The 13,126-nt window shown below is 37.5% G+C and carries 12 protein-coding genes; all 12 read right to left on the bottom strand.

What is annotated here, in order from left to right:
- Nucleotides 1–74: 74 nt before the first annotated feature.
- Nucleotides 75–590, bottom strand: coding sequence for a GrdB-related putative oxidoreductase (locus RU96_RS12120; RefSeq protein ID WP_071865739.1), 516 nt, complete (start codon nt 588–590; stop codon nt 75–77).
- A gap of 16 nt (nt 591–606) precedes the next feature.
- Nucleotides 607–1,965, bottom strand: a complete 1,359-nt coding sequence (gene celB / locus RU96_RS12125) for a PTS cellobiose transporter subunit IIC (protein WP_071865740.1) — start codon at nt 1,963–1,965, stop codon at nt 607–609.
- Between the two features lie 22 nt (nt 1,966–1,987).
- Nucleotides 1,988–2,320, bottom strand: a complete 333-nt coding sequence (locus RU96_RS12130) for a PTS sugar transporter subunit IIB (RefSeq protein WP_071865741.1) — start codon at nt 2,318–2,320, stop codon at nt 1,988–1,990.
- A 59-nt stretch (nt 2,321–2,379) separates the two neighbouring features.
- Entirely contained in the window at nt 2,380–3,327 is a 948-nt protein-coding gene (locus tag RU96_RS12135; RefSeq protein ID WP_071865742.1) for a glycosylasparaginase, read from the bottom strand.
- Between the two features lie 302 nt (nt 3,328–3,629).
- Nucleotides 3,630–4,931 (bottom strand): Sapep family Mn(2+)-dependent dipeptidase, encoded by a 1,302-nt coding sequence (locus RU96_RS12140; protein WP_071865743.1) that lies wholly within the window; start codon nt 4,929–4,931, stop codon nt 3,630–3,632.
- A gap of 41 nt (nt 4,932–4,972) precedes the next feature.
- Nucleotides 4,973–5,689, bottom strand: coding sequence for a GntR family transcriptional regulator, LSA1692 subfamily (locus tag RU96_RS12145; protein WP_071865744.1), 717 nt, complete (start codon nt 5,687–5,689; stop codon nt 4,973–4,975).
- 15 nt (nt 5,690–5,704) lie between these two features.
- Entirely contained in the window at nt 5,705–6,547 is an 843-nt protein-coding gene (locus RU96_RS12150) for a YitT family protein (protein WP_071865745.1), read from the bottom strand.
- 227 nt (nt 6,548–6,774) lie between these two features.
- Nucleotides 6,775–8,943 (bottom strand): heavy metal translocating P-type ATPase, encoded by a 2,169-nt coding sequence (locus RU96_RS12155; RefSeq protein ID WP_071865746.1) that lies wholly within the window; start codon nt 8,941–8,943, stop codon nt 6,775–6,777.
- Between the two features lie 2 nt (nt 8,944–8,945).
- On the bottom strand, nt 8,946–11,138 hold the full coding sequence (locus RU96_RS12160) for a heavy metal translocating P-type ATPase (protein WP_071865747.1): 2,193 nt from the start codon (nt 11,136–11,138) through the stop codon (nt 8,946–8,948).
- Nucleotides 11,138–11,347, bottom strand: a complete 210-nt coding sequence (gene copZ / locus RU96_RS12165) for a copper chaperone CopZ (protein WP_071865748.1) — start codon at nt 11,345–11,347, stop codon at nt 11,138–11,140. The genes RU96_RS12160 and copZ overlap by 1 nt, the downstream gene beginning before the upstream one ends.
- A gap of 17 nt (nt 11,348–11,364) precedes the next feature.
- On the bottom strand, nt 11,365–11,814 hold the full coding sequence (locus RU96_RS12170) for a CopY/TcrY family copper transport repressor (protein WP_071865749.1): 450 nt from the start codon (nt 11,812–11,814) through the stop codon (nt 11,365–11,367).
- Between the two features lie 112 nt (nt 11,815–11,926).
- Nucleotides 11,927–12,916 (bottom strand): aldose epimerase family protein, encoded by a 990-nt coding sequence (locus RU96_RS12175; RefSeq protein WP_071865750.1) that lies wholly within the window; start codon nt 12,914–12,916, stop codon nt 11,927–11,929.
- Nucleotides 12,917–13,126: the final 210 nt, after the last annotated feature.

Consider the following 13,126-nt stretch of genomic DNA (forward strand, 5'->3'; position numbering starts at 1 on the left):
ACTAGGTCTAAAGACAATAAAATTTAACAAAGCGCACCACGATTCCAGTCGTAGTGCGCTTTTGTCTACTAACTTTAAAATAGCATTGCTTGCATGTTACTTACATCTTCGTCATGTGCCAGAGCAGAAACGTAAGCAGCCATATTTTTGAAAGAATCGTTTAGTCCAATTCCGCCTTTTTTAGGCATTTTAATAATTGCTACTTTTTTTTCATACTTTTCCACTGCTGGATTTTCTTCAGACATTGCAGCTGCTGCCGGAATGCCAGCTTTATTTAAAGCTTCTGTAAGGCTTGCTGCCATTTCACCAAAGTAAGGATAGTGCATAGCCGGCCCACATAACACTGCATCCGCTTCAAATTTTTTGGCAAAACCAATAAATTTCTTTTGAACTTCTGCTTGATGGCCTTCATAATATTGATCACCACAAAATAGTGTGGCAATAATCTGGGCATCGTGTTCTTTAAAAAGAGGATTCAATGTTTGACCTGGACCTAAAGCAGTTTTTTTCCCACTCGGAGCAAGTTGTGCATTTTCGTCACTTCCCATGCCTGCTTGCACATGATTTAAAATTAAAATAATTTTTTTCATTTCATTCACCTAATTCTTATAAATCATCGAAGTCAAAATCATCGAAATTAATATCATCGTCTTCTTTTTGCTCTTCTGCTTCTTTTTCTTCTCTTAAGTATTGATCATCCATCACTTTAATAAATGGGTAATAAATGAACATTCCCAAAACAATTAAAATAGCCTGTAAAATTGCTGCTTGCCAGCCACTTACCAAAAAGCCAGAAATAATTGGCGGTGTTGTCCACGGTAACTGAATCCCATTGGTATAATTGACTAAACCTAAATTCATACAAACATAAGAAATAATGATGTTAATGGTTGGTACTAAGACAAAAGGAACTAAAATAATTGGGTTTAACACAATCGGTAAACCAAAAATAATAGGTTCGTTTATACCAAAAATCCCTGGTACTAAAGATAGTTGTGATAGTTTTTTAATTCGTTGACTCTTACAAAAGATAATCATAACGATAATTAAAGATAAAGTAGAACCGCCACCACCAAAAGTTGCAAACATATCTTGAAATTGCCCTGTGATAATATTAGGAATTTCTTTGCCTGCCTTAAAGGCATCCATGTTTTCTACAGATAGCGCCCGTAATACTGGATTAAAGACCGCACCCACAACAGAAGAACCATTGATCCCAAAAAACCAGAAGAAATGTAAGAATAAATAGGCGATAATCATTGCCCCTAAAGTATTCCCTAGACTTAAAAGTGGTGTTTGTAAAAATTTAAACAAAATTTCTTGTAAGTTGCCATAAGGCGTTGCATGGGCAATCCAGTTGGCAATCATCATAACTGTCACAATTACAAAACTTGGAATTAATGCTTCAAAAGATTTCACAACAGTTGGCGGTACGCCATCTGGCATTTTAATCGTCCAACCTTTATTTAATAAAGCAACAAACATTCTAGTTGAGATTAGCGCTACTACCATTCCTAAGAACAAACCGCTAGAACCCATCCAACGTAAAGGTAAGCTAGCGACATCATAAACTTCTGTTGTACCTTCTGGGGTAAACGGGGTAGAAAATGGTGTGACGATGAAAAAAGAAACCAATGAAATAATAGCTGATTGCATCGCATCTACATGAAATTGTCTCCCTAAACTATACCCAATACCTGCGACAGCTAAAATTGTCATAATATCAAAGCTGGCTGTTGCCGGCATATTTAACATTGAAGCCCAATTATCCCCTAGAAAAGAACTCATCATTTCATTCCAATTTGGAATTGGGAAATTAGTTAAAACTAAAAATAGTGAACCAACAATTAACAAAGGAGTGGAAAGTAAGAAACCATCCCGAATGGCAATCAAATATTTATTTTCCCCGATTGCTTTTGCCATTGGGGTTAAAACTTTTTCCAACCAGTTCAGAAACTTTTGCATTTTAACGCCTCCTATTTAGTTTTTATTTGTTTTTATTTTCTTTGATTAATTTCAAGGCATCTTTTAAAGCACGTTCGCCATCCATCATGCCATAAGCTTCAGTGGCAATTGTCCCCACCGGAATTCCTTGTGGTTCAAACGTCGCTTTCATTTTGTCATCTAAATGACGTACTTGCGGGCCTAATAAAATTGCAATTGGTTTTTCTTCTGCCACTTTTTCTTCAGCTCGAATTGCTGGAAAAGCTTCAATTTCAATTGGCATATTATGTTCTTTTGCCACCGTCATCATTTTGTTTACCATAATACTTGTTGACATTCCTGCTTCACAGAATAAATAAATTTTCTTTGTTGCCATGTTATTTCCTCCTTATTTTTACCTATTTTTATTTACAATATTGCAAATAAACACGTGGTTTATACTGGTGCTTTAATCCGTTTTTCGTAGGCATCTAGCCATTCTTTAGTTATAGGTTCAATTACTGTTGTTTGATTTGGACCAGGATTGGCAATATAAATCGCTGGTTCTTCGTCTTTTGTTGCAACACTAAAAGTAAATTCTACATTTGTCGCAACCCCCCAACGGCCATTTTTATCAAGAGCAATAAGGGAGAAGGCACCTGCTTTACCATAACGTTTCGTTAAACGGTCACTAAATTCATAGACAGCTTGATCACAAGCAACTTGTGGGGTCAGACCTTCTTTCATCAGACGAACAATTTCATAGGAAAGACAGCCTTTCATTAAATCTTCTCCTAAACCTGTTGCGGCAGCTCCGCCGATTTCACTATCGACGTAAAAACCAGATCCAGATAATGGTGAATCGCCCACGCGCCCTCTTTTTTTCATAAATAAACCAGAACTTGATGTTCCTGCAGCCATACTATTGTGTTCGTCTAAGGCGACAACCCCAACAGTATCATGGCCATCGTATGGACTTAGATTGGACTTGGCAATTTCTTCAACACGTTTTTCCCAGATTTTTTTTGCCCGTGGTGTCAGCATATTTTTAATTTCAAAGCCATTTAACATCGCATACTCTGTTGCCCCTTGACCAACGCGAAAACTATTAAATTTGTCATCGCTTAATTTACGCGCAACAGAAATTGGATTTGCAACGTCAACAATTCCAGCCACTGCACCAATTTTATATGTATCCCCATCCATAAAAGCTGCATCCATTTCTAAAATTCCGTGTTCATTTGGTAACCCGCCGTAGCCAACAGATTTATAAAATGGATAATCTTCTACGGTTTTAATCGTTGTCTCTAAGGCATCAGCAGCAGTTGCATTTTTACTTAACATTTCTTTAGCTGCAACAATGCCATCGTGTGCCATTCGCCACGTTGCGATAATTCCCCACATTTTTCTTTCCTCCTATATCAGATAATAGAGCGTTTTCTTTATATTGTATATTCTATATAGTATATACTAGTACGTCTATACTATTTTCCATTTTATCTTGATTTTTTTAGTCTTTTATCATTTTCAAAAAACGTTTTCAAATTCTGACTTATTGTATTCGTCAATAAAAGCACAATAAATATATTCATTCTTCCTATGATGTAATCCCTTGTTTCATTGTAGGAAGAGGCTACGACAAAAGTCTTGTCACATTGTTTAAGCAAAAAAAAGATGTGACAAGACTTTTGCCACACCTTTTTATCTTATTCACTTAACAAAGCTTGAATACTCCGTAGATAAATCTCCAAGTTTAATTTTAAGTCACTAACATCCATATACTCATTGGCATTGTGGGCAATGCCTTTTTGGCCAGGAAATGAAGGACCAAACGCTAAAATATTGGGCATTTTCCGCGCATAAGTAGCACCTGTTGTCGTCACAGGGCGACTATCATTACCAGTCACGCTGGCATAGATCGCTGATAATTTTTCAATTTCAGGCGAATCTTTTTCATGCCGAATACCAGGTAAACTACGAACAATATTGACTGTGGAATTTTTTGGTACTTGTTTTAACACACCGGCTACAACGTCTTCTTGCGTAGCTGAAACTGGATAGCGAAAGGCAATTTCTAATGTCAAGCCAGTATCATTTTTTTGCAAAATGACAGGAGTTAAAATTAATTTGCCAGAATCTTCATCGGCCAGTGCTAAATCAAGACCTTCACCATAATGCTGGTCTTTTAATACCTTGGTTAACCAAGTAAAGTATTGCTTTAACGCGACACTTAAGTCATTTTCTTTTGCGAGTTTTTCTGCTAATAAAACAATGGCATTCACGCCTAATTCAGGCGCATTTGAAGGCGCACGTTTTCCTTTTACAGTCACTTCATTTTGGTTTACAGTAACGCTCAATTCATCTGGAACGTGATCTCTGGCTTGATCGCCTTTAAACTCCCCTAATACCTTTAATTCTTCAGCTTTAAAATTTGTTGCTATCTGAATATTGACAATGCCACGTTCACCATAAACTACCGGATATTTACAATCAGGCGTAAAGCCAAAAACAGGAGGTTTTTCCTTAGCTAGGTATTTAGGAATATCAGACATCCCACTCTCTTCATCTGTTCCAAATAAAATGCGAATCGTTTTTTGTGGTTTAAAACCGGCATCTTTTAAGATTTTTAACGCATAAAAGCAACTAATAATTGGTCCCTTGTTGTCTAAAATCCCCCGTCCGTAAAAACGCCCGTCTTTTTCACTTAAATCAAAAGGTGGAAAATCCCAGCCACTACCTGCTGGCACCACATCTAAATGTCCTAAAACACCAAGATAATCTTCGTCTTCTCCCCACTGAATGTAGCCTACCGCATCATCTACAAGCTCAGTTTTAAACCCATATTCCTCACCTAAAGCTAAAACCAAATCTAAAACGCGGCGAGGTTCCCTGCCATAAGGCGCATTTGTTTCAGGTTCACCTTTTACACTGGGAACTTGCATTATTTGCTGTAAAACATTTAAAAAATCAGACCAGTTGGCATTAATTAACGTATTGACTTGATCCATTTCTTCAATCTCCTTTTTTTATCCTAAAATGAGTTTAAAAATCATTTTTGTCTTACCAAAATATTTTTGAAGGTGTATTTATCCGCCCGATAAAACGATGTATCAAATAAAATTGGCTTAGCAGAAGGCGAATAGGTCATTGAATGTACTAATAAAAGTGGTTCGCCGGCTGGCACTTGTAACAATTCCGCTAAATCTGTCGTAACTTTAACAGCTTCAACTTCTTGATGAGAATAGCCAATTTCAATATGTTGCTCAATAACTTGATATAAAGAAGCCCGCAATTGCTCTTTAGTACAATCCCCTAAATAACGCTTTAAGATATACAAATTCTCAATTGTCATCGGTTCTTCATCAAAATAGCGTCGCCGGACTAAATAAACAATCTCTTCATTAGCATAAGCACCAAAGGCTTGTTTTATTTTTTCAGGCAAGTTAGAAACTGTTTCAAATTGTAAGACTTCAGTACGGGTATTTTTTCCTTGTGCTTTTGCCGTTTCGGTAAAACTTTGTAAACCGCCTGAACCACTTTGAATTTTCGGTTGTTTCATAACATAAGTTCCTTTGCCTTTTTCTTTCATCAACACATTTTGTTTAATCAAAGATTCTACTGCGCGGCGAACCGTTAAGCGACTACACTGAAATTCTTCAGCTAAATCATATTCTGAGGGTAATTTTTGGCTGGTCACATAGACCCCTTTTTCCACCCGTTGCAAAATCTCTGCGGCAATTTCTTCAAATACTGCTTGTTTTTTCATTTTTATCCTACTTTCTTACCATTCAAAAAAGTTGCGGTTAGCACTAACCCCTGTCGCGACACTGACAAAAGCCTGTTGGTCAAAATCAGCAATGACTTTTTCGACAGCTTTTAATTCTCGCTTTGAAATAACTAATAGTAATAACTTTCTTTCTTGGTGATCAAACCCACCTTCGACATTATTAATCACGGTAATTCCCCGCTGAAAATAACTTTGCAATACTCCGGTTAACATTGGTGCTTTTTCAGTCACCACCATCAGTTGAACACGTTTTTGTTTGTCATTTACATAATCAACCATCCGACCACTAATAAAAAAGGAAACTGCACTATAAAAAGCAAAAGGAAACCCGTATATTAAACCAGCAAAAATTTGTAATGTCACATTATAAAAAATAAAAAAAGAACCAATACTGCGACCAGTAGCTTTTTTAACTAAAATCCCTAAAATATCTAAACCCCCAGTAGAAAAATCACTATTTAACGTCAGCCCAACAGAAACACCATGAAGAGCGCCCCCAAATACAGCACAAATAACTGGATCAGACGTTAACGTCACCACTGGCACAATCTTCATCATAACAGATGTTAAAACAACTGCAAAAATCGTCAATAAAGTAAACTCACGATCAATTACTTTTGCTGCAACCGCTAACAATGGTATATTAAAAAATAAAACCAGTAACGGAAGCGAAAATTCAACGTGTAGATAATCGCTTAGAATTTGGGATAATAACTGCGCGGTACCTGTAATCCCACTGGCATAAATTTTTCCTGGTAACCAAAACATATTCAATGCAACCGTCGCTAAAAAAGCATATAAAATGGCGATTAATCCTTTTTTTACCCGTTGTGGCATAAAAGACCTCCGGCACTCTTTTTAAACAGTATATACCACTAAGTATATACTGTCACGATTTTTTCCTTCATTTTTTTGCTTTCCGCTTAATTTTCAGCTGAAAATTGATAAAAGAAAAAAACTGTCCCTTTAAAAATGAGATGGATCTGACAAAGTAGCGGGATCTTGTTTCCTTGTCTACTTTATCAAAAAGCATCTCAAAATTGAGGTAACAGTTTTTTAGTAATCTATTTTTTTATTTTTAAAGTCATCGCGTTGATAGCGACAATTACCGTACTAAGAGACATTAAAATGGCACCGACAGCAGGACTTAAAATAATCCCAAGTGGCGCTAAAACACCAGCTGCTAAAGGAATAGCAATAATATTATAGCCTGCGCCCCACCATAGATTTTGAATCATTTTATTACGTGTTTGTTTAGATAAATCTAAGAAGTGTAAAATATCTTCTGGATTACTATTAGTTAATACAACATCAGCAGAATCGATCGCGACATCTGTTCCAGCACCAATGGCAATCCCTACTGTCGCCCGTGCCAACGCAGGTGCATCGTTAATACCATCACCAACCATAGCAACTTTTTTACCTGCTTTTGTCATTTCACTAACAATCTTTTCTTTGCCATCTGGTAATAAACCAGCATGAAAATTATCAATACCTAAATAATTTGCTACAGCAGAAGCGGCTTCTTGATTGTCACCAGTTAACATCACGGGTTCTACCCCGCGATCTTTTAATGCTTGAATAAATTTTTTGGCCTCTGGCTTAACTTTATCACCTAATGCAATTAAGGCAATTAATTCATCATCGACAAATAAATAGCTAATTGTATTCCCTTGGGCCAAATATGGTGCCAGTGTTTCTTTTGGAATAGATAAACTACGCTTAGTTAGCTCTTTATCATTTGCAATCAAAATATGATGATCTGCTACCATACCTGATAAGCCAATTCCGGCAATATTTTTTAAATCGTGGCTATTAGGTACAGTGATTTTTTCAGCATTGATATACTTCATAATACCCGTGGCAATTGGATGATTAGCATTTTTTTCCAACGCACCAATATATTGTAATACTGTATCTTTTTGCCAATCTTTATTTAATATTTCAACCCCAGTTACCGCAAAGGTTCCTTCTGTTAAGGTTCCTGTTTTATCTAGGAGGATTGCATCTAAATCATGGGTATTTTCAATTGCATTGCGATTTTTTAGTAATAAACCATTTTGGGCGGCTAAAGAAGTCGAACGGGCCACCACTAATGGAATCGCAAGCCCTAAAGCATGCGGACAGGCAATCACAAAGACGGTTACCATCCGATCTAAGGCTGTTGGTAAATCTGCAGCGATTAGCCACGCAATAAAAGCTAAAATACCAGCTGTTAAAGCGATATAAAAGAGCCATTTGGCGACTTTATCTGATAAAGCTTCTAAATGTGATTTTTCCGCTTGGGCGTCTTTTACCATTTTCATTACTTTGGCTAAGTAGCCATTTTCACCGGTACCGGTTACTTTAATTGTAATTGTGCCGTCGCCATTCACTGAACCACCAATTACTTGATCGCCAGTTTTGCGTACTACCCCACGAGACTCACCTGTCACTGCCGATTCATCCACCGTTGTTTGCCCTTTTAAAATCAAGCCATCAGTTGGCATTTTATCTCCAGCTCGCACAATTAAAGTATCACCTTCACGTACTGCTTGGAGGGAAATTTTTTCTTCATGGCCATTATCGTGGACACGCGTTACCGTATCAGGTAATAATTCCGCTAATTTTTTTAAGGCGCTACTGGCATTTGAGACGGCATTCATTTCAATCCAGTGTCCCAATAACATAATCACGATTAATGTCGCCAATTCCCAGAAAAAGTCCATTACGTGTTTTGTCTGTAAGAAATGATTGGCAATAAAGGCGTAAAGACTATAAATGTAAGAAACGGAAATCCCCATCGCAATTAAAGTCATCATCGCCGGATTTTTCATTTGCAGTTCCATTTTGGCGCCACTTAAAAATGGCTGACCACCATAAATAAATAAGATTGTCGCTAAAATTAAAACAACATAATCTGAACCTGGAAAAGTAAATTGAAACGGTAAATTAATTCCCATCATAGGTGAAAGTAATATAATGGGAATCGCTAAGACTAACGAAAGCCAAAACTTCTGTTTAAAGTTTCCCATGTGCATGGAATGATCCATGCCCCCCATATCGTGATCCATATGACTCATATCATGGCCCGCGTGATTCATATCATGGTGCATTTCACCACTCATTTCATGATTCATTTCATCATGCATTTTATGATCAGCATGATTGTGAGCCATCTGAGACATATCCTGTTGCTTTTGGTCATGATTATGGTGATTCATATTCTCATCCATTTCTTTTTGGTCTTTCATCACTACTCCCTCTTTTCTAGTTTTAATCGATTTAGACTAAGTGAGTTTAATAAAACACTAACAGAACTAAAGGCCATGGCACCTCCAGCGATAATTGGATTTAAAAAGCCCAAAGCTGCAAACGGTATTCCAACAGTATTGTAAATAAACGCCCAAAAAAGATTTTGCTTAATCTTTTTAATCGTCGCTTTTGATAATTGCAACATTTGCTCTAAATAATTCAAATCACTGTGAATCAAAGTGACGTCCGCTGTTTCCATAGCGATATCTGTACCACTTCCCATCGCAATCCCCACATCAGCTAATGCAAGGGCTGGCGCATCATTAATGCCGTCACCTACCATACCAACTAATTTACCTTGTTGCTGTAATTCTGCCACTTTAGCTGATTTTTCAGCTGGCAATACTTCAGAAAAAATATTTTCCACCGGAATACCTACTTGCTTGCCAATATAGTTTGCGGCTGCGTGATTATCACCTGTCAACATGTAAACTGAAATGCCTTGTTTTTGTAAGGTTTCAATCGCAACTTTTGAAGTTGCTTTAATTTCATCTGCTACTGCTACGATTCCTAAAATTGCCTTTTCATCTGCTAATAACATGACTGTCTGACCTTCATTGGTCCATTGCGCTAGTTTTATAAGATAGTTTTCATTATCCACTTTGCCAAGCATTAGCTTCGGATTCCCAACATAATACGTTTTGCCATTCGCATTGCCTTTAATTCCTAAGCCTGGGAGTGCTTCAAATTGCTCAATCCTATACGGCACTACTTTTTTCTCTTTGGCATAAGCCAGAATTGCCGACGCTAAAGGATGTTCAGAAGCTGCCTCTAAACTAACCAAAACAGGTAAAAGTGCCTCATCTACTAATTGTAAATTCGTGACAGTAGGTTTTCCTTTCGTAATGGTTCCTGTTTTATCTAGTACAATCGCATTTAATTGCGCAGCTTGTTCTAAAACAGCGCCACCTTTAATTAAAATCCCATTTTTCGCGCCTAAACCTGTTCCCACCATAATCGCAGTTGGCGTTGCAAGCCCTAACGCACATGGACAAGCAATTACGAGTACGGCTACGCTATGAATCAAAGCCTCTTGCCAGTTACCACTCACTAGTCCTGTTACAATTAATGTTACCATAGCAATCGCTAAAACGCTGGGTACAAACACTGCAGAAATTCGATCTGCAATTTGTTGAATTGGTGCTTTTTGACCTTGAGCATCTTCTACCATCCGAATAATTCGAGCTAAAACTGTCTCATCACCCACTTTTAAAGTTTGAATGATGAACTGACCATTTTTATTAACAGTCCCACCAAAAACCGTGCTATCTACATTTTTTTCCACTGGCATACTTTCACCAGTTAACATGCTTTCATCGACTGACGTCTGCCCGCTTATAACAAGACCATCTACCGGAATTTGCTCGCCGGGAAAAATAATAACTTTCATTCCTTTTTTTACAGCTTCCACAGCTACTTCATTTTGACTGCCATCTTCATTTAAAACGCGAGCAGTTTTGGCTTGTAACTGCATTAATTGCTTAATTGCTGAACTGGTTTTATTTTTCGCAGTAATTTCTAGATATTTTCCTAATAAAATTAAAGCAATAATCATCCCACTGCTTTCAAAATACAGCTCATGGGGATTGCCGCCTAAAAATCCGTTATAAAAACTCAACAAAAAAGCGGCAGTTGTTCCTAAAGAAACTAAAACATCCATATTAGGTGCTTTTGTTTTTAACGCATGATACGCGCCTTTATAAAAACGTAATCCCACACCAAATTGAATCGGTGTAACTAAAATCAACTGAACGAAAGGACGGTGGAAAAAATGCACCCATGAAGCATTCACTCCCGATAACATCGCAATCATAGCGATCATTAAAGGCGCAACTAAAACGACACTAAAAATTAAGTCCCGTTGCATTTTTTTAATCTGTCCACGTTTTTTTTCAGCAACTTGTTGCCGATGCGCCTCATCATCTAAAATAGCCCCATAGCCAATGTTTTCCACACTTTTAATCAGTGCTTCAGCAGTAGTTTCATTAAATTGAACAGTAGCTTTTTCAGTTGCCAAATTGACAGTAGCCTGGGCCACACCAGGTTGGGCATTTAATTCTTTTTCGACTCGAGCCGAACAATTGGCACAAGTCATTCCGGTAATGACAAATGTCGCAACTTGTTCATTATTCATTAGGCCGCCTCTGTGGGATAACCAGCAGCACTTACAGCTTCAACAATTTTTTCAGTTGTTAATTGGGTATCGTCATATTTCACCACACCGTTATTTTTCTTTAAATTAATTTTGACTTTTTTTACACCGGGTAAAGCATTAATCGCACCTTCTACGCGGGCCACACAGTGTTCACAACTCATACCACTAATATTAAAAGTTTGTTTCATTTTCATTTCCTCTTTTCTTAATCATTATGTTTTATTTGATGAATCCTACATTCGCATTGTCCAGGAATACAATCACAAGCAATACTAGCTACTGGTGTTTTAGCAGCCAACGCTTTTTGAATAGCGCTTATATCTTGTGCGGTTAATTGCGCATCGTCAATTAAATCTGCAATCGTTGCGCCAATTTTTTTAGCACAAATATGAGAAAATAGATTTTCGGTTGCACTTTGCACAGTGGCGGATTCTGAAACCTTTGGATAATAAATGAACTTTTTGCCGTCTAGTTCACTATAGATTACCTCTTTTTTACTTAAGCGACCCAAAAGCGTCTTAACCGTCGCCAACTTCCAATCCATTTTATCGGCTAAAATTTCTGCTATCTCATGAGCGGTTGCCGCATGCAATGTCCACAAAACACGCATAACTTCCCACTCTGCATCACTAATTTTCACAGGTTCTAACGTCATTAATTCTCACCTCGTTTACAAATGTAATCTCAACTTCTTTTTAAGTTTACAACTGTAATCGCAAATGGTCAAGTAAAACCCCACTAAAATTTTTAGTGAGGTTTTTTTGCGATTAAAAAATGAGTTTAAATGTACTTGTCATCGAATACTCTTTTTCTGGTGTTAGTGTAATATCGCCAAATTGCGGATAAATTTCTGTTCCTGGTACCCCTTGTGGTTCAATAGCAATCGCACCATGATTGCGCATAACACCAGTATTCATCTTCGTACCAGCTTCTCCTTGTCCGGTCGTATAAATCACCACAGCTGGAGCTTGTGTTAAAAGCGTTAGTGCGACTTTTCCATCAGGAGCAGTTAAAGTGAGTGCATCTGGCGCATCAGCTTCAATTAAAAATGGATCATCTAATAACGTCGGTCCAATTTTTCTACCTGAAACAAAATCGAATTTTGTCCCCGTAACCGCAACTTTATCACCAGTAGTCGTGACATCATCATTTGTTTGGGCGACAAAATTGGCATTGATTTGTAGTGTATGTTCATCAATTGCATTACTTGGTGTGCCCGTTAAATTGTAATAGCCGTGATTGGTTGGATTGAATAATGTTGGTTTATCTGTGGTTGCTTCAAATGTAAAACTATATTGATTATCATCGGATAATGTATACGTTACTTTTGCACTGACATTGCCAGGAAAACCGTGATTGCCATCTGGATCAATTAATTTAAAAACGACGCCTGCCAGATTTTCTGCCACAAAAGGTTCGGCTTGCCATACTCGTTGATCAAACCCTTCAAAACCACCGTGTAATGTATTACCTTTTTGATTAGCTTCGGTGTTATATTCGACACCTTCTAATTCAAAACGAGCAGCTGCAATCCGACCAGCTACCGGACCAATCGTCGCGTTATAATAGCTATTTTCTTTGTAATCTGCTAAGTTTTTGCAACCGACTAAGATATCGCGCTTTCCATCATCAACAGGCAGCACTAATGATAGCGCTCGTGCGCCAAAAGGATGGAGTTCCAAAATTACACCATCTTTATTTTTCACTTCAAAATAAGTTCCCCACGCTTGATTCGTTAACTTTTCAACTGTTGCCATTAACACCGCTCCTCTAGTTTGACTTAGCCTATTTATTAAAGCCTTTTCAATTCTCTTCTTTAGTATAGCGGTGCCATAAAAGAACGTCAATTTATTTAGTAACATTTAGTAAATTTATCGACTGAAATTTTGTACAAAAAAACACACCTTCAAAAGAAGATGTGTCAATAACTGGGGTAGCTGGATTCGAACCAACGCATGAGGGAGTCA

Origin of the sequence: Enterococcus canintestini, from assembly GCF_001885735.1 — a bacterium.
Taxonomy (GTDB): domain Bacteria; phylum Bacillota; class Bacilli; order Lactobacillales; family Enterococcaceae; genus Enterococcus_C; species Enterococcus_C canintestini.